Origin of the sequence: Pseudomonas fluorescens (assembly GCF_902497995.1) — a bacterium.
Lineage (GTDB): Bacteria > Pseudomonadota > Gammaproteobacteria > Pseudomonadales > Pseudomonadaceae > Aquipseudomonas > Aquipseudomonas fluorescens_BK.
Genome location: NZ_CABVII010000009.1, coordinates 141,244 through 162,148, shown reverse-complemented (window position 1 = coordinate 162,148; position 20,905 = coordinate 141,244). Strand labels below are relative to the sequence as shown.

Below are 20,905 nucleotides of genomic sequence, written 5' to 3'. Positions count from 1 at the left end.
GTCAGTCCTCGAGGTGTTTCCAAATGCTGCGGAGTATAGCCGAGGGCGGTGTTTCATTTATAAGACGGTTGCGCGGCACGTCTCGCCATGGCAAATCGAGGATGTGACTGGACTGAAAATCCCCCTGTAGGAGCCAGGCTTGCCGGCGAAGACGTCTTCATGGGCGGTGCAGGACTCAAGGCCGCCTTCGCGGGCAAGTCGGATCGCCGCACCGCTCGCTCCTACAGCGAAGGCGGTTTGAAGGTTTACACCGAAGCCTGACGCACCTGCTTCTCCAGCTCGGCTTTCAACCCCGGCTCCAGCTTCAGCTGACGCGCCAGTTCATCCAGGTAGGACTTCTCCATGAAGTTCTCCTCGTCCACCAGCATCACACTGGCGATGTACATCTCGGCGGCCATTTCCGGGGTGCTGGCGGCACGAGCGACGTCGGCGGGGTCCAGGGGCTTGTTGAGTTCGGCGTGCAGCCAATGTTGCAGTTCCTGATCGTTGTCGAGCTTGCTGAACTCACCTTCGATCAATTCGCGCTCCCGTGCATCGACGTGGCCGTCAGCCTTGGCTGCCGCCACCAGTGCCTTGAGAATCGCCTGGCTGTGCTGCTCGACCTGGGTGGCCGGCAAGCGGTCGATGGTTTGTGGTTCGGTCGTCGGTGCAGCGCCCTGCTGAGCCTGCCAATTGCCATACGCCTTGTAGGCAATCACTCCCAGCGCTGCCAAGCCGCCGTAGATCGCGACCTTGCCGCCGACTTTGCGCACCTTTTTGTTGCCTAGCAGCAGGCCCATGGCCCCGGCTGCCAGGGCTCCACCGCCAGCGCCGGAGAGCATCCCTCCCAAGCCGCCCGAGCCACCGGCACCGCCGAGCAGACCGCCCAGCCCACCGGCAGACGATTTGTTCCGCGGCCCGCCGTTCTTGTTCTGCAACAGATCCTGGCCGGACTTGAGTAGCTGATCGAGCAATCCACGGGTGTTCATGTTCCGCCTCCAAAAGGGGTTATCCGGATCAATAAGGCCACCAGCCTAGATCGAAAGTGCCCGACAAACGTCCGCGAGAGTGCTTCCAGATGTTGCTTGATCCATCGCGGCGTCAAGCGCACCGGCTACGGCAAGGACATGCCCGGTGAGTCGCCGCAGGGCCACCGTGTTGTGCGGCAATCCGGCTCGCTACGGACAGCAATTATAAAAGCGCACTACGCTAACAATTAGCCGTACCGGTATTGGCTTCACCACGTTCAGAAACAGCCCCGACCATAATTAAAGAAGAGGGAAACACCATGTTCGTGCACAAGACCGCACTGCTCAGTGCAATCACCACCGCGCTGCTGACCAGTGCCAGCATCCAGGCGGCGGAACCGCTGAAGGCCGTCGGTGCCGGCGAAGGCCAGCTGGATATCGTGGCCTGGCCTGGCTACATCGAACGTGGCGAGAGCGACAAGGCCTACGACTGGGTGACCGGTTTCGAAAAGGAAACCGGCTGCAAGGTCAACGTCAAGACGGCCGCCACTTCCGACGAGATGGTCAGCTTGATGACCAAGGGCGGTTATGACCTGGTCACCGCGTCTGGTGATGCATCCCTGCGACTGGTCGCCGGCAAACGTGTGCAGCCGATCAACACGGCGTTGATTGCGAACTGGAAGAACATTGACCCTCGTCTCAAGGATGGCCCGTGGTATGTCGTCGATAAAAAGACCTACGGCACTCCGTACCAATGGGGTCCGAACGTGTTGATGTACAACACCAACGTATTCAAGACAGCCCCCGACAGTTGGGGGGTGGTATTCGAGGAACAGACGTTGCCGGACGGCAAGTCCAACAAGGGCCGGGTCCAGGCCTACGATGGTCCGATCTATATCGCCGACGCAGCGCTCTACCTCAAGGCGAAACGGCCGGAACTGGGGATCAAGGACCCGTACCAGCTCAACGAAGAGCAATACAAGGCGGCACTGGACCTGCTGCGCAAACAACAGCCATTGATCCACCGCTATTGGCATGACGCAACCGTGCAGATGAGCGACGTCAAGAACGAAGGCGTCGTGGCATCCAGCACCTGGGGCTACATGGTCAATGGGCTGGTGGCGGACAAGCAGCCGGTTGCCTCGGTCATTCCCAAGGAAGGTGCAACGGGCTGGGCCGACACCACCATGCTGCACGCCGAGGCCAAGCATCCCAATTGTGCCTACAAGTGGATGGACTGGTCGCTGCAACCGAAAGTCCAGGGCGACCTCGCGGCATGGTTCGGTTCGCTGCCGGCGGTTCCCACAGCGTGCCAGGAGAGCGAATTGCTCGGCGCCGAAGGTTGCAAGACCAACGGTTTCGACCAGTTCGAAAAGATCGCCTTCTGGAAAACCCCGCAGGCCGAAGGCGGCAAGTTCGTGCCGTACAGCCGCTGGACCCAGGATTACATCGCGATCATGGGCGGTCGTTAAGCCCTCTTCGCGAGCAGGTCGGATCGCCGCACCGTCGCTCCCACAGGTGATCGCACTCCAATGTGGGAGCGAGCCTGCTCGCGAAGCTTTTAAAGATTCTGTTCTTCGGAGCACCGCACCATGACGCTTGCCGTCCAGTTCACCAACGTTTCCCGTCAATTCGGCGAAGTTAAAGCCGTTGACCGGGTTTCCATCGATATCCAGGACGGCGAGTTCTTCTCCATGCTGGGCCCTTCCGGCTCGGGCAAAACCACCTGTCTGCGCCTGATCGCCGGTTTCGAACAGCCGAGCGCAGGCTCCATTCGTATTCATGGTGTCGAGGCCGCCGGGGTGCCGCCTTATCAGCGTGACGTCAACACCGTATTCCAGGATTACGCGCTGTTCCCGCACATGAACGTCCTCGACAACGTCGCTTATGGTTTGAAAGTCAAAGGTGTGGGCAAGGCCGAACGGCGCAAACGTGCCGAAGAAGCCCTCGACATGGTCGCCCTCGGCGGCTACGGCGAACGCAAGCCGGTGCAACTGTCCGGCGGACAACGCCAACGTGTGGCCCTGGCCCGCGCGCTGGTCAATCGCCCTCGGGTGCTGCTGCTCGACGAACCCCTGGGTGCACTCGACCTCAAGCTGCGCGAGCAAATGCAGGGCGAGTTGAAGAAGCTGCAACGCCAGCTCGGCATTACCTTCATCTTCGTCACCCATGATCAGACCGAAGCACTGTCGATGTCAGACCGCGTGGCCGTGTTCAACAAGGGTCGCATCGAGCAGGTCGACACGCCACGCCACCTGTACATGAAACCGGCGACCACTTTTGTCGCTGAATTCGTTGGCACCTCCAATGTGATTCGCGGTGATCTGGCGCGACAGTTGAGCGGCAATCCACAGCCGTTTTCGATTCGTCCGGAACACGTGCGTTTCGCCGAAGGCCCGCTGGCCAGCCACGAGATCGAAGTCAACGGTTTGCTGCACGATATCCAGTACCAGGGCAGCGCCACGCGCTATGAACTGAAGCTGGAAAACGGCCAGACCCTGAACATCAGCCAGGCCAACAACCAATGGCTGGATGTCAGCGCCCGGCACCAGACCGGGCAACGCGTCAGTGCCCGCTGGGCGCGAGAAGCCATGGTGGCGCTACACGACGACGTTGTCGGCGGGGTGTGAATGAACACCGTGACAGCTCCACAACCCCCAGCCAACGGTTCGCCATTGCGCAGGTTTTCCAACCTGCTGTATCGCCGGCCCAACCTGTATCTGTCGATGCTGCTGATACCGCCACTGCTGTGGTTCGGCGCGATCTACCTCGGTTCGCTGCTGGTGCTGCTGTGGCAAGGTTTCTACACGTTCGACGACTTCACCATGGCGGTCACGCCCGACCTGACCCTGGCGAACTTCGCAGCGCTGTTCCAGCCGTCGAACTTTGACATCATTGTGCGCACCCTGAGCATGGCCGTCGTCGTGTCGATCGCCAGCGCCGTCGTGGCCTTCCCGATTGCCTACTACATGGCGCGCTACACCACCGGCAAAACCAAGGCGTTTTTCTACATCGCGGTGATGATGCCCATGTGGGCCAGCTACATCGTCAAGGCGTATGCCTGGACCTTGTTGCTGGCCAAGGGCGGCGTCGCGCAGTGGTTCGTTCAACACTTGGGACTGGAGCCTGTGCTGCAGTGGGTGCTGGGCATTCCGGGGGTGGGCGGCAGCACCTTGTCGACCTCGCACCTGGGGCGCTTCATGGTCTTCGTCTACATCTGGCTGCCATTCATGATCCTGCCGATCCAGGCTTCACTTGAACGTCTGCCGCCGTCGCTGTTGCAAGCCTCGGCCGACCTCGGGGCGACGCCGCGCCAGACCTTCATGCAAGTGACATTGCCACTGTCGATTCCGGGCATTGCCGCCGGTTCCATCTTCACTTTTTCCCTGACCCTGGGCGATTTCATCGTGCCGCAATTGGTGGGCCCGCCGGGTTATTTCGTGGGCAGCATGGTTTACGCCCAGCAAGGCGCCATCGGCAACATGCCCATGGCCGCGGCGTTCACGCTGGTGCCGATCGTGCTGATCGCAATCTACCTGTCAATCGTCAAGCGACTGGGGGCTTTCGATGCGCTCTGAAAAAGCTTCCTTGGGACTACGCATCGCAGCCTGGGGCGGGTTGGTGTTCTTGCACTTCCCGATCCTGATCATCTTCCTGTACGCCTTCAACACCGAAGACGCGGCGTTCAGTTTTCCGCCCAGGGGCTTCACCTTGAAGTGGATCGGCGTGGCGTTCTCGCGGCCCGACGTGCTGGAAGCGATCAAGCTGTCATTGCAGATAGCAGCCGTTGCTACACTTATTGCACTGGTCCTTGGCACGTTGGCGTCGGCGGCGCTATACCGCCGGGATTTCTTCGGCAAGCAAGGCATCTCGCTGATGTTGATCCTGCCGATCGCCTTGCCGGGAATCATTACCGGTATCGCGCTGTTGGCGACGTTCAAGACGCTGGGCATCGAACCGGGGATGTTCACCATTATCGTCGGTCACGCGACCTTCTGCGTGGTGATCGTCTACAACAACGTCATCGCCCGGTTGCGCCGCACCTCGCACAGTTTGATCGAAGCCTCGATGGACCTCGGCGCCGACGGTTGGCAGACCTTTCGCTACATCATCCTGCCGAACCTCGGCTCGGCGTTGCTGGCCGGCGGCATGCTCGCCTTTGCGCTGTCGTTCGACGAGATCATCGTCACCACCTTTACCGCCGGCCATGAACGCACCCTGCCGCTGTGGCTGCTCAACCAGCTCAGCCGCCCACGGGACGTGCCGGTGACCAACGTCGTCGCGATGCTGGTGATGATGGTGACCATGCTGCCGATCCTGGGCGCCTATTACTTGACCCGTGGTGGAGAAAGCGTGGCCGGTAGCGGCGGGAAATAACTGACATCTCATTTCCCGAACCGAACTCCTGTAGGAGCGAGGCTTGCCCGCGAAGGCGGAGTGTCAGCCAACATCAATGTTGAATGTGGTGGCCTCTTCGCGGGCAAGCCTCGCTCCTACAGGAATCCGGTTCCGACAGAAAAACAATGATTCGAAGAGGACCATGCCATGCAAACCCAACTCTTGATCAACGGCCAGCTGCTCGACGGCGAAGGCCCGGCCCAGCCGGTGTTCAACCCGGCGCTGGGCCGCGTACTGGTGGAGATCAACGAAGCCAGCGAAGCCCAGGTCGATGCCGCCGTGCGCGCCGCCGACAGCGCCTTCGAAACCTGGTCGCAAACCACGCCGAAAGAGCGTTCGCTGCTGCTGCTCAAACTCGCCGACGCCATCGAAGCCCATGGCGAAGAACTGGCCAGACTCGAATCCGATAACTGCGGCAAACCCTACACTGCCGCGCTGAACGACGAGATTCCGGCGATTGCCGACGTGTTCCGTTTCTTCGCCGGCGCCAGCCGTTGCATGGGCGGTTCGGCCGGCGGTGAATACCTGCCCGGGCACACCTCGATGGTCCGTCGCGATCCAGTGGGCGTGATCGCCTCCATTGCACCGTGGAACTACCCACTGATGATGGTCGCCTGGAAAATCGCCCCGGCCCTGGGCGCCGGTAATACCGTGGTGCTCAAGCCGTCGGAACAAACCCCGCTGACCGCGATGCGTCTGGCACAACTGGCGTCGGAAATTTTACCGGCCGGCGTGCTTAATCTGGTGTTCGGCCGTGGCCCGACGGTTGGCAGCCCCCTGGTCACGCATCCGAAAGTGCGCATGGTGTCGCTGACCGGCTCGATCGCGACGGGCTCGAACATCATTTCCAGCACCGCCGAAAGCGTCAAACGCCTGCACATGGAACTGGGCGGCAAGGCGCCGGTGATCATCTTCGACGACGCCGACATCGACGCCGCCGTGGAAGGCATTCGCACCTTCGGCTTCTACAACGCCGGCCAGGACTGCACCGCCGCGTGCCGCATCTATGCGCAGGAAGGCATTTACGACAGGTTCGTCGACAAGCTCGGCGAAGCGGTCAGCACCCTCAAGTACGGCGTGCAGGATGATCCGTCGACCGAGCTGGGCCCGCTGATCACCGCGCAACACCGCGACCGTGTGGCCGGGTTCGTCGAGCGCGCCGTGGCGCAGCCGCATATTCGCTTGATCACCGGTGGCAAGGCGGTGGAAGGCGATGGCTACTTCTTCGAGCCGACGGTGCTGGCCGACGCGCAACAGGATGACGAAATCGTCCGCCGCGAAGTGTTCGGGCCGGTGGTGTCGGTGACCCGATTCACCGATGAGGCGCAAGTGCTGGCCTGGGCCAACGATTCGGACTACGGCCTGGCATCGTCGGTCTGGACCTCGGACGTCGGTCGCGCGCATCGCCTTTCGGCCCGCTTGCAGTACGGCTGCACCTGGGTCAACACGCACTTCATGCTGGTCAGCGAAATGCCCCATGGCGGGCAGAAACTGTCCGGGTATGGCAAGGACTTGTCTTTGTACGGGCTGGAGGACTACACCGTGGTGCGGCATGTGATGTTCAAGCATTAAAAGCTTCGCGGGCAAGTCGGATCGCCGCAGTCCCTGTGGGAGCGGCGGTGCGGCGGTCCGACTAACCCGCGATGGCGTCAACGCTGAATCAAGAAAGACACCGGCCAGATGCACCGTCAGGTCCAGCCCACAGAAGCCAAAACAAAACCCATTTCTACAGATCAAGCCTTCCGATAAAAACGCCGTTTCCTACAACAAACGTCCCCAGAGTAGACTTGGCGCCGCGAGCGCCTGAACGATAGGCTTTACCTCGTCGCTGCCAAATCAGCGACCCGGGGTCGAAGCCGGAATTTCATCAACATGGCGCATCCGCGCCCCCATATGAACTGGGGCATTTTTTTGCCTTTTAGTTTCGCTTTATGGTGGGCTGTGTGGCGCGGGCCTCTCGGCTTCCATGTTGATCGAGAATGTTCCGACTTCGAACGCCACACGGTCCGCCACCCAAATCTGTCGAAGGATTAGTGGCGGCTCTTTTCAACATGGAGTCGAAAAATGCTTGAACACTCGCTAAATCCGTCTGAAATCCAGCCTCATTTCACCCCAATCCTCTTCACCCGCCACAACCGCTTCCTCCATGCTTTCATGCAAGACAACCAAGCCTGGTTCTGCGTCCGCGATCTTGGTCGACTGATGGGACGCCCGATGGACCAACGACTCACCCTGAAACTCGATCCGGATCAGCGCCGTTACGTCTGGTTGCTCAAGAACGGTAAAACCATCGAGTCGCTGATGGTCAGCGAGTCAGGGATGTATGCCCTTCTCGTTCACCATTTCGTCCCGGAAAACCGAAACCTGCGCCAGTGGCTGAGCAACGAAGTCATACCAACGCTGCGCGATTCGAAAACCGCATCTGTGGAAAACCTACCAAGCCTGAGTTCGTTGCACTGGGCCGGGATCTCGGTGCCGCTATTGCACTGGCAGCATCAGGCGTGGATTAAGTGGCGAGACATGCCTGATCTGATGCAGGCACAGCGGCCGTTCACGATCGTAGGCACTTGCAGTTGAAGGAGGGTGAATAAATAAAAAAGGGGCAGACTTCACAGTCCGCCCCTTTTTGCCAGCCTCGCGCTCAAACCTCCACAAGTAACCATCTTGCTTGGAAGGCATATCCTCTGAATCACAAAAAATCTCAGGCAGGCACTATTAACTCGACTGAAGGAAAATAGTTGCGATAGCGTCTGGCATCCCGCGTCAGCAGCGGCAACTTTTTTACGGCGGCGTGAGCGCCGATGAAGAAGTCGGCCAAAACATTGCTTTTCCCGCCACCCACTTTCCGATAACGAACGAAGGCCTTGCCCGCCAGAAACAAAGCCGGCCTCGGGACTTCCTGCATGGCCAACCCGAGCTGGGTCACCACATCATCCAATGCTTCAAAAGTGGAAAACGTCTGAGAGAGTTCGGCGTAAATAATCGGATTGATGGCTAACTCATGAATCTGGGACTGAGCACGTAACTGTTGTATGGACCAATCAGCCCAAACGGGGTCATCTTCCAGAACATCAATCAACACATTCGTGTCGACCAATATCATCAGTCCTCACCTCGCAGTAACGCCATCAAATCGTCAGTTCGCCATTTGATATCAGCCTTACCACGCACCGCCTCGAATCGATCAGGGGTGACTGCCTTGCTGGTGTCGTCTTTTGCCTTTCGGCCATGCAACACTACCTCGCCTTGCGCGTTGACGCTGAACTCGATGGCCGAACCCGGTAACAGGTGCAGTGCATCACGAATAGGCTTGGGAATAGTGACCTGCCCTTTGCTGGTCATGGTTGTTGTCATGATTCTCTCCTCAAGTATTACTATTAATATGAAAGTAATACTTCACAGACAAGTTCGCAACCGCCGCTCATCGTAGGCATTTTCGTCTCAACCTGAAGGATCCGACCGTGACACCATGCCACGGCCAAATCCAATACCTCCTCAAAACCGCGAAACACTCCGCATCGCGTCCACCAGATAGCGCATGGCAATCCGGTCGCTCTCCGACAACTCGCGATAGCGCTCCACCAGCTTCTACAACGCCGGCCAGGACTGCACCGCCGCGTGCCGCATCTATGCGCAGGGTATTTACGACAAGTTCGTCGACAAGCTCGGCGAAGCGGTCAGCAGCATCAAGCACGGCGTGCAGGATGATCCGTCGACCGAGCTGGGCCCGCTGATCACCGCGCAACACCGCGACCGTGTGGCCGGGTTCGTCGAGCGCGCCGTGGCGCAGCCGCATATTCGCTTGATCACCGGTGGCAAGGCGGTGGAAGGCGATGGCTACTTCTTCGAGCCGACGGTGCTGGCCGACGCGCAACAGGATGACGAAATCGTCCGCCGCGAAGTGTTCGGGCCGGTGGTGTCGGTGACCCGATTCACCGATGAGGCGCAAGTGCTGGCCTGGGCCAACGATTCGGACTACGGCCTGGCATCGTCGGTCTGGACCTCGGACGTCGGTCGGGCGCATCGCCTTTCGGCCCGCTTGCAGTACGGCTGCACCTGGGTCAACACGCACTTCATGCTGGTCAGCGAAATGCCCCATGGAGGGCAGAAACTGTCCGGGTATGGCAAGGACTTGTCTTTGTACGGGCTGGAAGACTACAGCGTGGTGCGGCATGTGATGTTCAAGCATTAAAGCGCAAAGATCGTAGCCTGCGGCAGCTGGGGGGCTGCGGACTGTGCGATATCTAAGGTTCTTGCGATCGATGCAGGAGCTGTCACGGGTTGAAATCTTTTGACGAATCCATCGACAGGAGTGTTCGCCCCTGCGCAATCGACGGTATGGGGCATCTATGCATTTCGAAATACATCCAGGCTGTTTGTTTTGTTCTCGCCCGCTAGAGTTTCCTCAATCCAATGCACGCCATATTGGTTGACGAAAATGAGGGTTAGGCTTAGTGTGTTTACACAGTTTACAGTGTATACATCTTTAGGAGAGCCACCATGGCCTCGCCAGTTTTATCCTTTCGCGTTGAAGAGCTGCTGGCCCAACAACTGGATCAGTTGGCTGCAGCCACCGATCGTGACCGTCAGTACCATCTCAAGCGTGCGTTGGTTCGATATGTAGAAGCCGAGTCATGGCATCTGCAAGCCATAAGTGACGGCATAGCGGATGCCGACGCGGGAAAACTTACCGATCTTGACGCCGTGAAGGCTAAGTGGGCAAAACGTGCCGAGTGTAGTACTGACTGAAAAAGCTGAAAGCGACCTCGAGGCCATTCACGAGTACTACCAAGGTGTTATGGGTGCTGAGGCTGCGACAGAGATCATTTCGTCGATTTTGCAGTCTTTCCATCAGCTGGAACAATTCCCGGGATCGGGCAGGCCCTCTGTCATGCCTGATGTCCGTGAACTGGTATTGGGTCAGTATCCATTTATCGCTCCTTATCGATTGATGCATGGCCAAATCCAAGTGTTGCGGGTTCTACATCAGCGTGCAGAACGACCGCAGGATTGGTAGGCGCCATCCAGCCGCAGCACAATCACCACCGCTGGATGCCGCACCTCCTCAAAACCGCGAAACACTCCTCATCGCGTCCACCAGATAGCGCATGGCAATCCGGTCGCTCTCCGACAACTCACGATAGCGCTCCACCAGTTTCATTTCCTCGGAATTGAGCCGGCGCCTCCTTCGCCCGGTGACCAGGCACGGAAAGATTCCCAACAGTTCGGTGATGCCTTGTACTTTCGACATGGACGATGTCCTTCTATACGTCAGAGAAAACTTGAAAAGCCGCATCGCCCTACCCTTTTTCAGCGGTCACCTTGTGCCAACTGAATCCCACCGGCCTGAGGGCAGAAACCGGTCATGTCCATAGAATAGGAAGTTATTCAGGCTGAAAAGCAATTTTTAGAGTAATTAGTCGAAAAAAGCAGAAATGCCCTGTAAATCAGAAATCTCTGTCGGACATTTTTCCTGACATGTCTTGTTTCATTGCCACGCCATCGTCACGCCATCAATCATTTTTTCTCTGCGACCGAACGGTTTAAGCTATTTGGCATCTGTTTAAAGTCCGTTGCGTTTGGCCGAAGGCATGTCCGAACCTCCATTTTTGATCCAATGTGCCAGGAACGGTACGGGATTGTTCACGACAGGTTGTACTTATGCACCGCAGGAATTTGCTCAAAGCGTCCATGGCCATCGCGGCTTACACCGGTCTCTCGGCCTCCGGCCTGCTGGCCGCTCGAGCCTGGGCCGGTAATGGAGCGGCCGATGGCGAGGCTCAGGCGTTCGACTTCGAAGCCTTGAAGATCCAGGCCAGGCAACTGGCCGGTAACCGCTACCAGGACACCAAACAGCTGCTGCCGCCGACCCTGGCGACCATGACTCCGCAGAACTTCAACGCGATCCGCTACGACGGCAACCACTCCCTGTGGAAAGATCTGAACGGTCAACTGGATGTGCAGTTTTTCCACGTCGGCATGGGTTTCAAACAGCCGGTGCGCATGTACAGCGTCGACCCCAAGACGCGTCAGGCGCGCGAGGTGCATTTCCGCCCATCCCTGTTCAACTATGAAAAAACCACGGTCGACACCAAGCAACTCACCGGCGACCTGGGGTTTTCCGGGTTCAAGCTGTTCAAGGCCCCGGAGCTGGACAGGCACGACGTGTTGTCGTTCCTTGGGGCCAGTTATTTCCGCGCGGTAGACGCCACTGGCCAGTACGGTCTGTCGGCTCGCGGCCTGGCGATCGATACCTATGCCAAAAAGCGCGAGGAATTCCCGGACTTCACCAAGTTCTGGTTCGAGACGCCGGGCAAGGACAGTACTCGCTTCGTGGTCTACGCCCTGCTGGATTCGCCGAGCGCCACCGGCGCCTACCGTTTCGACATCGATTGCCAGGCCGAACGCGTGGTGATGGACATCGATGCTCACATCAATGCGCGCACCGCCATCGAACAGTTGGGCATCGCGCCGATGACCAGCATGTTCAGCTGCGGCACCCATGAGCGCCGCATGTGCGACACCATTCATCCGCAAATCCACGACTCCGATCGCCTGGCGATGTGGCGTGGCAATGGCGAGTGGATCTGCCGTCCCCTGAACAACCCGGCCACCCTGCAATTCAATGCCTTCGCCGACACCGATCCAAAAGGTTTCGGCCTGGTACAGACCGATCACGAGTTCGCCAATTATCAGGATACCGTCGACTGGTACAGCAAGCGCCCAAGCCTGTGGGTAGAACCTACGACTGCCTGGGGCGAAGGCTCGATCGATCTGTTGGAAATTCCTACGACCGGCGAAACCCTGGATAACATCGTTGCCTTCTGGACCCCGAAAAAACCGGTGGCGGCCGGTGACTCGCTGAACTACGGCTACAAGCTCTACTGGAGCGCGCTGCCACCGGTGAGTACACCGCTGGCGCGGGTCAATGCGACCCGTTCGGGCATGGGCGGCTTCATCGAAGGCTGGGCGCCTGGTGAGCATTACCCGCCCGTCTGGGCGCGACGGTTTGCCGTGGACTTCACGGGCGGCGGTCTTGATCGCTTGCCGGAGGGTGCGGGGATCGAGCCTGTGGTCACTTGCTCGAACGGTGAGGTGAAAGACTTCAACGTGTTGGTTCTGGATGCCATCAAGGGCTATCGGATCACGTTCGACTGGTACCCGACCAATGACAGCGTGGCGCCGGTGGAGCTGCGGTTGTTCATTCGCACCAATGACCGGACCTTGAGTGAAACCTGGTTGTACCAGTACTTCCCGCCGGCGCCGGAGAAGCGTAAGTACACCTGAAGGTAAGTGGCTGTCTGGGCGGGCCCCTTCGCGGGCAAGCCCGCTCCCACAGTTGACCTCGTTCATCCAGAAGGAATGCGATCAAGTGTGGGAGCGGCGGTGCGACGATTCGACTTGCCCGCGAAGACGGCCGAGCCGGCAACAAACATTCCGGCACAGATATGCAAAAGCCCCGATCAACTCGACCGGGGCTTTTTTGTTTTTACAGCCTCACTCAGTCCCGCAAATCCGACTCATGAATCGGCTGCTCCCGATGGGTGGCCCGCTGATACTGCGCCGGCCAGATGGCCTTGCGCCCACCCAGGTCGTCATCGGCATGCAATGGCCAGTACGGATCGCGCAACAGTTCCCGAGCCAGGAAGATGATGTCGGCCTGACAGGTGCGCAATATGTGCTCGGCCTGAGCGGGCTCGGTAATCATTCCTACAGTGCCGGTGGCAATGCCTGACTCCTTGCGCACACGTTCGGCGAAGCGGGTCTGATAACCCGGCCCTGTGGGAATCTCGGCGTTGACCGCCGTACCACCCGACGACACGTCGATCAGGTCCACGCCCAAAGCCTGAAGGCGCCGCGCCAGTTCGACGGTTTCATCGGGGTTCCAGCCGTCTTCCACCCAATCGGTGGCCGACACCCGCACAAACAGCGGCAACTCCTCGGGCCATACAGCACGCACCGCCTCGGTGACTTGCAGCACCAGCCGAATTCTATTTTCGAACGAACCGCCATATTGATCCCGTCGCTGATTACTCAGGGGCGACAGGAACTGGTGCAACAGATAACCGTGGGCGGCGTGTATTTCGACCACTTTGAAACCGGCGGTCAGCGCCCTCTTGGCCGAGTCGACAAAGGCCTGAATGATGTCGGCGATCTGGCCTTCATCAAGCTGTCTGGGTTGGGTGTGCTGTGGATCGAAAGCGATCGGCGAAGGACCGACCGGCGTCCAGCCACCGGCATCGGGCTTGACACTGCCATGCTTGCCCAGCCACGGCCGCCAGGTGCTGGCCTTGCGTCCGGCATGGGCCAACTGAATACCGGCCACGGCGCCTTGGGCGGTGATGAAGCGGGTGATACGTTGCAGGGGTTCGATCTGTTCGTCGTTCCACAGCCCGAGGTCATCGGCGGTGATCCGTCCGTCGGCAGTGACCGCCGTGGCTTCGGTAAACACCAGGCCGGCACCGCCGACAGCGCGGCTGCCAAGGTGGACCAGGTGCCAGTCATTGGCCAGGCCATCCACGCTCGAGTACTGGCACATCGGCGAGACCGCAATGCGGTTGAGCAGGGTCAATTGGCGAATGGTGTAGGGTTCAAGCAGCAGACTCATGGGGCACCTCTCGAATCAGTGGGCAGGCTCCAGGGTTCTGTTTGAAAGTCGACGAGTGACAGGAAAAAAGCTGCAGCACCCGCCCCCGCGGGCAAAAATTTCGACAAGACGTCACAAGGATTATCAAGCAGTGCTTAGAGCCTAGTCGACATCGGGGGACGGTGGAGGGTTCCGGGGATATTGGGCGTCAGGAAGATCGCCTTCGCGGGCAAGCCTCGCTCCTACAGCGAAGGGCTCAACGCGGTTCGATATGGACAATCATCAGCTGCACCGTCTCATTCCCGCGAAACTCGTTGAGATCGAGCTTGTAGGCCAGTTCCACCCATTTGATGGTCGGATTCGGCCAGATATCGCGGTCGATGCCAAAGGCGATGCCATCGAGTTTCACCGAGCCACATTCGCTTTTGAGCACCACCTTGAGGTGCCGCTCGCCGACGACGCGCTGCTCGACCAACTGGAAAACCCCATGAAACAGCGGCTCCGGAAAGTGCTGCCCCCAAGGACCGGCATGACGCAGGGCACGGGCCAGTTCCAGGTGAAATTCCTCGACTGCCAGGGTGCCGTCCGACAGCAGCCGACCGGTCAGGTCCTCTTCGCGCAATTGCCGACGCACTTCGGCATCGAAGGCTTCGGCGAACAACGGAAAATTCGCTTCCGGCAGTGTCAGGCCTGCCGCCATGGCATGGCCGCCGTATTTGCTGATCAGATGCGGATGCTGCGCCGCCACCACGCTCAAGGCGTCACGAATATGAAACCCCTGGACCGAACGCCCCGAGCCCTTGAGCAGGCCATCGCCTGCATCGGCAAAGGCGATGGTCGGACGGAAATAGCGTTCTTTCATACGCGAGGCGAGGATGCCGATGACGCCTTGGTGCCACTCGGGATCGAACAGGCACAGGCCAAACGGCATCGATTCAACCGGCAAGTCCTTGAGTTGGGCCAGCGCCTCGCGCTGCATGCCCTGCTCGATGGATTTGCGATCCTGGTTCATGCCGTCGAGCTGTGCTGCCATTTCACGCGCGATCCCGACGTCTTCAGTGAGCAGGCATTCGATGCCCAGGCTCATGTCATCCAGCCGGCCGGCCGCATTCAGGCGTGGCCCGACAATGAACCCCAGATCGGTGGAGGTAATGCGCGCAGGGTCGCGCTTGGCCACTTCGAGGATCGCCTTGATCCCCGGTCGAGCACGTCCGGCGCGAATGCGCTCCAGGCCCTGATGCACCAGAATCCGGTTGTTGGCGTCCAGCGGCACCACGTCGGCGACGCTGCCGAGCGCCACCAGATCCAGTAACTCGCCGATATTGGGCTGCGGCGTGCTCTCGTACCAGCCCAGGCTGCGTAAACGCGCGCGCAAGGCCATCAACACATAGAAAATCACCCCGACACCGGCCAACGCCTTGCTCGGGAACTCACAACCCGGCTGGTTGGGATTGACGATGGCATCGGCCAGCGGCAGCTCATCGCCAGGCAAGTGGTGGTCGGTGACCAGGACCTTGAGCCCGGCCTTTTTCGCCGCTGCCACGCCTTCGACGCTGGAGATGCCGTTATCCACGGTAATCAGCAGTTGAGGGTCGCGGGTCAATGCGACTTCGACGATTTCCGGAGTCAGGCCATAACCATATTCAAATCGATTCGGCACCAGATAGTCGACATGAGCCGCGCCCAACAGCTGCAACCCCAACTTGCCCACGGTACTGGCCGTCGCACCATCGGCGTCGAAGTCACCGACGATCAGAATCCGCTGGCGCTGCTCCAGCGCCGCCACCAGCAAATCCACCGCGCCCTCGATGCCCTTCAGCCGCTGGAACGGAATCAGCCGCGCCAGGCTCTTGTCCAGCTCGGCTTCGCACTGCACCCCCCGCGCCGCGTACAGGCGGGTCAACAGCGGTGGCAGATCACCGAGCGATGGCAGGGGGTCGGGCAACAGGCGAGGTTCGATGCGCATGGGGTGACGGGGGCTTCTCTTGGATAAGTGGGACAAAACCGGTTGATGCGGTACAGCGCAGATTAATCAGCCGCGTTCGCCACTCAGCCACTGCAGCTGCACTTCGTGCTGACCACGGTCGTCGGTGACGAAAATCGTCCCTTCGCTGATCATCACATCCCACTTGACCACGCGTGGCATGTCTTTGGCCAGGGTCTCCAGGACTTCCTGAGGTACCGCGGCGATATGCACGTTTTTCAGGTTCTTGATCGCCGGGATCACTTTGGTTTCCCAGACGCGCAGGCTGCCGTAGGCCAGCAGGCTGGTGCGCTCGGTGCGGCGCGAGCACCAGGTCAGGCGATCGGCGTCCGGCTGGCCGACTTCGATCCAGTGCAGGACACGGTCGTCCAGGCTCTTTTCCCACAGGGCTGGTTCATCGACGTCTGACAGACCGCGACCAAACGACAGCTGCTCGTTGTACCAGAAGGCGTAGGCCAGCAGGCGCACGGTCATGCGTTCTTCGGTTTCCGAAGGGTGCCGGGCGATGGTCTGCTTCACGCTCTCGTAGATGCTGCGGTCGAGGTCGGTGAGGTTCAGTTCAAACTTGTAGGTCGTGGACGGCTGGGCCATGAACGGGCTTCTTGATACGTGGAAAGGCGGCAAGTCTAACCGATGCAACAGGCAATCAACGAATTGAAGGCGAATCAACCTTGGGCGGCTGACGCCGGGCTATGCTAAAACGCTCTACCCGTTAAGCCATGTCCTACAGGATCCAGTATGCCGTTCACCGCCAAACCGCTCTCAGGTCTGAAAGTCATTGAATTGGGCACGTTGATCGCCGGGCCGTTTGCCTCGCGCATTTGTGGTGAATTCGGTGCCGAAGTGATCAAGATTGAATCCCCGGACGGTGGTGACCCATTGCGCAAATGGCGCAAGTTGTATGAAGGCACCTCGCTGTGGTGGTTCGTTCAGGCACGCAACAAGAAATCCCTGACGCTGAACCTCAAGCATCCGGAAGGTCTGGCGATTTTGAAAAAGCTGCTCGGCGAAGCGGACATTCTGATCGAGAATTTTCGCCCGGGCGTCCTGGAAAAACTCGGCCTGGGCTGGGAAGTCCTGCACGCACTGAACCCGAAACTGGTGATGGTGCGTCTATCGGGATTCGGTCAGACCGGACCGATGAAAGATCAACCAGGGTTTGGCGCCGTCGGCGAATCCATGGGCGGCCTGCGCTACATCACCGGTTTCGAAGACCGACCACCGGTGCGCACCGGAATCTCCATCGGCGATTCGATTGCCGCACTCTGGGGTGTGATTGGTGCGCTGATGGCCCTGCGTCATCGCGAAGTCAACGGTGGTCTGGGCCAAGTGGTCGATGTGGCGCTGTATGAAGCGATCTTCGCCATGATGGAAAGCATGGTCCCGGAGTTCGACGTGTTCGGTTTCATCCGCGAACGCACCGGCAACATCATGCCCGGCATCACCCCCTCCTCGATCCACACCAGCGCCGACGGCAAACATGTGCAGATCGGTGCCAACGGCGATGCCATTTTCAAACGCTTCATGCTGCTCATTGGCCGGGAAGACCTGGCCAACGACCCGCTATTGGCCAGCAACGATGGGCGCGATAGCCGTCGCGACGAGATTTATGGGGTGATTGATCGCTGGGTCAACTCACTGCCGCTGGACGCCATCATCGAGCAGTTGAATCAGGCCGAGGTACCGGCCAGCCGGATCTTCAGTGCCGAGGACATGTTCAGCGACCCGCAGTACCTGGCCAGGGAAATGTTTCTCAAGGCCAAGCTGCCGGACGGCAAGGATTTCAAGATGCCGGGGATCGTGCCGAAACTCTCGCAGACACCCGGCTCATCGGAATGGGTTGGGCCGCAGTTGGGTGAACACAATGCGCAGGTACTGAACGATCTTGGTTACGACAAGGAACAGATCGCAAAGCTGCGTGAAGACGGCGCCATCTAAGCTGCAACGCCTGTCTGCGCGACTCATCAACCACTGCCTGTCGTCTGGCGGACGAGCGCTGTGCGCATGGGCGGTTTTCCTCTTGCTCGCCGGTCAGGCTCAGTCGACACTGGCGCAGCCCAAGGAAACTCTGGTCTGGCTGTTGCGCGATCTGCCACCGCTGATGATTTTCGAAGGACCGGAAAAGGGCCAGGGCGTCATCGATCAACTGCTGCCGTTGCTGATAGCGCGCATGCCGCAATACGAACACACCCTGATGCGGGTCAATCGCGCTCGCGGCTTGCAGATGCTCCACGAACCCTCCCTCACGTGCGATGCGGCGCTGAACTGGAGCCAGGAACGCGCCAGCTGGATGGCGTTTTCCACCCCGGTCTTTCGGGCCATTAGCAATGGCCTGGCAGTGCGGCGCGTCGATCGGGAGCTGCTGACGCCTTTTATCAAGGACGGCGAAGTGGACCTCGCGGCCCTGCTGGCCGGCGGCGGTGAGAAGCTGGGAATCATTGCCGAGCGCAACTACGGCGAGTCTCTCGATGCACTGCTAAAACAGGCACCCGCCGATGCGCTGACGCTCCACTACGGCAACGACGCGTTGGGCAGCCTGTTGCAGATGCAACGCCTGGGACGCTTGCGACTGCTGTTGGGGTACCGCTCGGAGATCCGCTACCAGGCTCGGCAGCAAGGGATCGCGGACGACGAATTGCAGTTCTACCCGATTCGCGGCACGGGCAAATACCTGTCCGGTTACATCGGCTGTACTGACACCCCCCAGGGCCGGCAGGCAATCATCGAGATCAACCAACTGCTGCGCAACCTGCCCCACGAGCGCTTGAGCGAGGCCTATGCCGCCTGGCTGGACCCGGACAGTCGCAGCGAGTACCTGGAAGCCAGCAAGGCATTTTTCAGCCAGCAGGCCGGGCAATGACAAATCGCGGACAAAAAGAAACCCCGAGAAGTGGGGAGACGACTCGGGGTTAAACGTGGCCTACATAAAGACCAGTAACAGCAAGCTACAAGCACCGGAGCACAATGCTTGATCCTGCTGTTATATGTTCTGACCGACCTTGGGGCAGGAAGGTTCCCACAAAAAACAATTCATTTTCGGCTGACCAGGGTCTTGCCCTGAGCAGCATTGCGTAACGCTGCGATAACGCAGGGTTCCAGACGCCCTTCGGCAATCAGCACATCGCGATGCAACCCGTCGACCACATCCGTCAGCAGACGCTTATCGGTCAACTGTGCCTGATTGAATTCCCGTTCGACCACCATGGCGCCAGTCGAATTTTTCAGGGTCACCAGGCATTCGCCCTGGGGTCCCGACGGGGTCAACGTTACCTGATACGGGCTCAGAGCCTCACCGAGCAATAGACTGATACTTTCCATCTCGATCACCACTCAATAGTCCGAAAACAAAGTGCCTGGGGCGTGTCCACTGTAAATGACCGCTGGCCTTGGAGGAAAGTTCTTGGGTGCCGATTGCAGACGCATCGGCGTCTCTGGTTGATGGAGCATGCATGGCAAAGATGACAAAGATAAAACAGAGGCGATTCCTCATGCTCGAGACACGACAAGTGTGACACCCGAATACGAGAAAGCCCGTCAGGTGACGGGCTTCAATATGTGACAGCTTATGCCGGTTACAGGGGCTTGCCGCGGTTACCATGCAGACTGACAAAGGCCTGCACGGCTTTCAGGTCATTCGGCAACACCGTGCAGCGCTCATCTCGCTCGAACAAATCAGCAAGATGTACAGGCAGTTCGAGCGCTTTTCCTACGCCAGCTTTTTCCACGGCGTCCGGGAATTTGACCGGGTGGGCCGTGCCCAGGATCACCATTGGAATATCCAGGCTGCGACGGCATTCGCGCGCGGCCTTGACGCCAATGGCCGTGTGCGGATCCAGCAGCTCACCGGTCTGCTCGTAGACTTCAGCGATGGTTTCGCAGGTTTGTGCGTCATCCACGGCCAGGGAGTCGAACAGCTTGCGGGCTTCGGTCCAGCGTTCCTGCTCGACGCTGAAACCGCCACCTTGCTTGAAGGTGTCCATCAAGCCGGCAATCGCCGCGCCATTGCGCCCGTGCAGGTCGAACAACAGACGTTCGAAGTTCGACGACACCATGATGTCCATGGATGGCGACAGCGTGGCGTGCAGGGTTTCCTTGACGTACTGATTGCCGCTCATGAAGCGGTGCAGGATGTCGTTGCGGTTGGTGGCGACAATCAACTGGTTGATTGGCAGGCCCATGTTGCGTGCCAGGTAACCGGCGAAGATGTCACCGAAGTTGCCGGTCGGCACCGAGAACGATACCGAGCGCGCCGGGCCGCCCAACTGCAGGGCGGCGTGGAAGTAGTAAACGATCTGGGCCATGATCCGCGCCCAGTTGATCGAGTTCACCGCTACCAGACGCGTGCCCTTGAGGAAGCTCTGGTCGGCGAAGCTGGCCTTGACCATTTCCTGGCAGTCATCGAAGTTGCCTTCGATGGCAATGTTGTGGATGTTTTCGCCAAAAATGGTCGTCATCTGGCGACGCTGCACTTCGGACACGCGGTTGTGCGGGTGCAGGATGAAAATGTCGACGTTTTCGCAGTGCTTGCAGCCTTCGATGGCAGCCGAACCGGTATCACCGGAGGTGGCGCCGACGATCACTACGCGCTCGCCGCGCTTTTCCAGCACGTAGTCGAGCAAGCGACCGAGCAGTTGCAGGGCGAAATCCTTGAATGCCAGGGTCGGGCCGTGGAACAGCTCCAGCACCCATTCGTTGCCATTGAGCTGACGTAGCGGCGCCACGGCGTTGTGCGAAAACACGCCGTAAGTCTCTTCAAGTATCTTTTTGAAATCGGCATCGGGGATGCTGCCGGTGACAAACGGGCGCATCACCCGGAAAGCCAGCTCGTGATACGGCAGGCCGGCCCAGGAAGCGATTTCCTCCTGGGTGAAGCGTGGCAGGTTTTCCGGCACGTACAGGCCGCCGTCAGTGGCCAGACCGGCCAGCAGGACGTCTTCGAAATTCAGGGCCGGTGCCTGGCCGCGGGTACTGATATAACGCATGACTGGC

Annotated in this window: 21 protein-coding genes and 1 pseudogene; 13 read left to right on the top strand and 9 right to left on the bottom strand. The window is 59.4% G+C overall.

Annotated features, from left to right (window positions below; all coding sequences use genetic code 11):
* The first annotated feature begins 87 nt into the window (after positions 1–87).
* A complete protein-coding gene (locus F8N80_RS31165; protein ID WP_191632911.1) occupies positions 88–261 on the top strand; it encodes a hypothetical protein in 174 nt (57 codons plus the stop codon).
* Here the strand turns inward: F8N80_RS31165 and F8N80_RS12980 are convergent.
* On the bottom strand, positions 246–968 hold the full coding sequence (locus F8N80_RS12980; protein ID WP_150748254.1) for a tellurite resistance TerB family protein: 723 nt from the start codon (positions 966–968) through the stop codon (positions 246–248). The two genes, F8N80_RS31165 and F8N80_RS12980, sit on opposite strands and share 16 nt — an antisense overlap.
* A gap of 299 nt (positions 969–1,267) precedes the next feature.
* Between F8N80_RS12980 and ydcS the strand changes: the two genes are divergently transcribed.
* The 6 genes from ydcS to F8N80_RS12950 all read left to right on the top strand — a co-directional run bounded on the left by ydcS (position 1,268) and on the right by F8N80_RS12950 (position 7,922).
* Positions 1,268–2,419, top strand: a complete 1,152-nt coding sequence (gene ydcS / locus F8N80_RS12975) for a putative ABC transporter substrate-binding protein YdcS (protein WP_150748253.1) — start codon at positions 1,268–1,270, stop codon at positions 2,417–2,419.
* A gap of 120 nt (positions 2,420–2,539) precedes the next feature.
* On the top strand, positions 2,540–3,577 hold the full coding sequence (locus F8N80_RS12970; RefSeq protein WP_150748252.1) for an ABC transporter ATP-binding protein: 1,038 nt from the start codon (positions 2,540–2,542) through the stop codon (positions 3,575–3,577).
* A complete protein-coding gene (locus F8N80_RS12965) occupies positions 3,578–4,525 on the top strand; it encodes an ABC transporter permease (RefSeq protein ID WP_150783982.1) in 948 nt (315 codons plus the stop codon).
* On the top strand, positions 4,515–5,324 hold the full coding sequence (locus F8N80_RS12960; RefSeq protein ID WP_150748250.1) for an ABC transporter permease: 810 nt from the start codon (positions 4,515–4,517) through the stop codon (positions 5,322–5,324). Before F8N80_RS12965 ends, F8N80_RS12960 begins: the two co-directional genes overlap by 11 nt.
* 168 nt (positions 5,325–5,492) lie before the next feature.
* Positions 5,493–6,917: a gamma-aminobutyraldehyde dehydrogenase gene (locus F8N80_RS12955; RefSeq protein WP_150748249.1), complete on the top strand. Its 1,425-nt coding sequence runs from the start codon at positions 5,493–5,495 to the stop codon at positions 6,915–6,917.
* 492 nt (positions 6,918–7,409) lie between these two features.
* Positions 7,410–7,922, top strand: coding sequence for a BRO-N domain-containing protein (locus F8N80_RS12950; RefSeq protein ID WP_150783981.1), 513 nt, complete (start codon positions 7,410–7,412; stop codon positions 7,920–7,922).
* A gap of 124 nt (positions 7,923–8,046) precedes the next feature.
* Here F8N80_RS12950 and F8N80_RS12945 read toward each other — a convergent pair whose 3' ends face one another.
* Together F8N80_RS12945 and F8N80_RS12940 are read right to left on the bottom strand one after the other, a co-directional pair.
* The gene (locus F8N80_RS12945) at positions 8,047–8,448 is read right to left on the bottom strand and encodes a type II toxin-antitoxin system VapC family toxin (RefSeq protein WP_150748247.1); all 402 of its coding nucleotides are present in this window, start codon (positions 8,446–8,448) and stop codon (positions 8,047–8,049) included.
* Positions 8,448–8,699, bottom strand: coding sequence for an AbrB/MazE/SpoVT family DNA-binding domain-containing protein (locus F8N80_RS12940; RefSeq protein ID WP_150748246.1), 252 nt, complete (start codon positions 8,697–8,699; stop codon positions 8,448–8,450). The genes F8N80_RS12945 and F8N80_RS12940 overlap by 1 nt, the downstream gene beginning before the upstream one ends.
* A gap of 220 nt (positions 8,700–8,919) precedes the next feature.
* On the opposite strand from F8N80_RS12940, the pseudogene F8N80_RS12935 reads away from it, so the two are divergent.
* The 3 genes and pseudogenes from F8N80_RS12935 to F8N80_RS12925 all read left to right on the top strand — a co-directional run.
* A pseudogene (locus F8N80_RS12935) lies at positions 8,920–9,537 on the top strand (aldehyde dehydrogenase family protein); the annotation flags it as partial.
* 308 nt (positions 9,538–9,845) lie between these two features.
* Complete coding sequence (locus tag F8N80_RS12930) at positions 9,846–10,094, top strand: CopG family ribbon-helix-helix protein (RefSeq protein ID WP_150748245.1); 249 nt, start codon at positions 9,846–9,848, stop codon at positions 10,092–10,094.
* On the top strand, positions 10,072–10,362 hold the full coding sequence (locus F8N80_RS12925; RefSeq protein ID WP_150748244.1) for a type II toxin-antitoxin system RelE/ParE family toxin: 291 nt from the start codon (positions 10,072–10,074) through the stop codon (positions 10,360–10,362). Before F8N80_RS12930 ends, F8N80_RS12925 begins: the two co-directional genes overlap by 23 nt.
* 48 nt (positions 10,363–10,410) lie before the next feature.
* Here F8N80_RS12925 and F8N80_RS12920 read toward each other — a convergent pair whose 3' ends face one another.
* Positions 10,411–10,596: a hypothetical protein gene (locus F8N80_RS12920; protein ID WP_150748243.1), complete on the bottom strand. Its 186-nt coding sequence runs from the start codon at positions 10,594–10,596 to the stop codon at positions 10,411–10,413.
* Positions 10,597–11,006: 410 nt separating this feature from the next.
* Here F8N80_RS12920 and F8N80_RS12915 point away from each other — a divergent pair, with 410 nt between their 5' ends.
* A complete protein-coding gene (locus tag F8N80_RS12915) occupies positions 11,007–12,632 on the top strand; it encodes a glucan biosynthesis protein D (protein WP_150748242.1) in 1,626 nt (541 codons plus the stop codon).
* 214 nt (positions 12,633–12,846) lie between these two features.
* Here the strand turns inward: F8N80_RS12915 and F8N80_RS12910 are convergent, their stop codons facing one another.
* The 3 genes from F8N80_RS12910 to F8N80_RS12900 form a co-directional block, all read right to left on the bottom strand.
* The gene (locus F8N80_RS12910) at positions 12,847–13,953 is read right to left on the bottom strand and encodes an NADH:flavin oxidoreductase/NADH oxidase (protein ID WP_150783980.1); all 1,107 of its coding nucleotides are present in this window, start codon (positions 13,951–13,953) and stop codon (positions 12,847–12,849) included.
* Between the two features lie 235 nt (positions 13,954–14,188).
* Entirely contained in the window at positions 14,189–15,898 is a 1,710-nt protein-coding gene (gene recJ, locus F8N80_RS12905) for a single-stranded-DNA-specific exonuclease RecJ (RefSeq protein ID WP_150783979.1), read from the bottom strand.
* Positions 15,899–15,964: 66 nt separating this feature from the next.
* On the bottom strand, positions 15,965–16,507 hold the full coding sequence (locus tag F8N80_RS12900) for a YaeQ family protein (RefSeq protein WP_150783978.1): 543 nt from the start codon (positions 16,505–16,507) through the stop codon (positions 15,965–15,967).
* A gap of 147 nt (positions 16,508–16,654) precedes the next feature.
* Here F8N80_RS12900 and F8N80_RS12895 point away from each other — a divergent pair, with 147 nt between their 5' ends.
* Together F8N80_RS12895 and F8N80_RS12890 are read left to right on the top strand one after the other, a co-directional pair.
* Entirely contained in the window at positions 16,655–17,854 is a 1,200-nt protein-coding gene (locus F8N80_RS12895) for a CaiB/BaiF CoA transferase family protein (protein WP_150783977.1), read from the top strand.
* Complete coding sequence (locus F8N80_RS12890; RefSeq protein ID WP_150748237.1) at positions 17,835–18,776, top strand: TIGR02285 family protein; 942 nt, start codon at positions 17,835–17,837, stop codon at positions 18,774–18,776. Before F8N80_RS12895 ends, F8N80_RS12890 begins: the two co-directional genes overlap by 20 nt.
* A gap of 170 nt (positions 18,777–18,946) precedes the next feature.
* Here the strand turns inward: F8N80_RS12890 and F8N80_RS12885 are convergent, their stop codons facing one another.
* Positions 18,947–19,234, bottom strand: coding sequence for a DUF3509 domain-containing protein (locus F8N80_RS12885; protein WP_150748236.1), 288 nt, complete (start codon positions 19,232–19,234; stop codon positions 18,947–18,949).
* A gap of 254 nt (positions 19,235–19,488) precedes the next feature.
* Positions 19,489–20,898, bottom strand: a complete 1,410-nt coding sequence (thrC, locus tag F8N80_RS12880; RefSeq protein ID WP_150783976.1) for a threonine synthase — start codon at positions 20,896–20,898, stop codon at positions 19,489–19,491.
* Between the last annotated feature and the right edge of the window lie 7 nt (positions 20,899–20,905).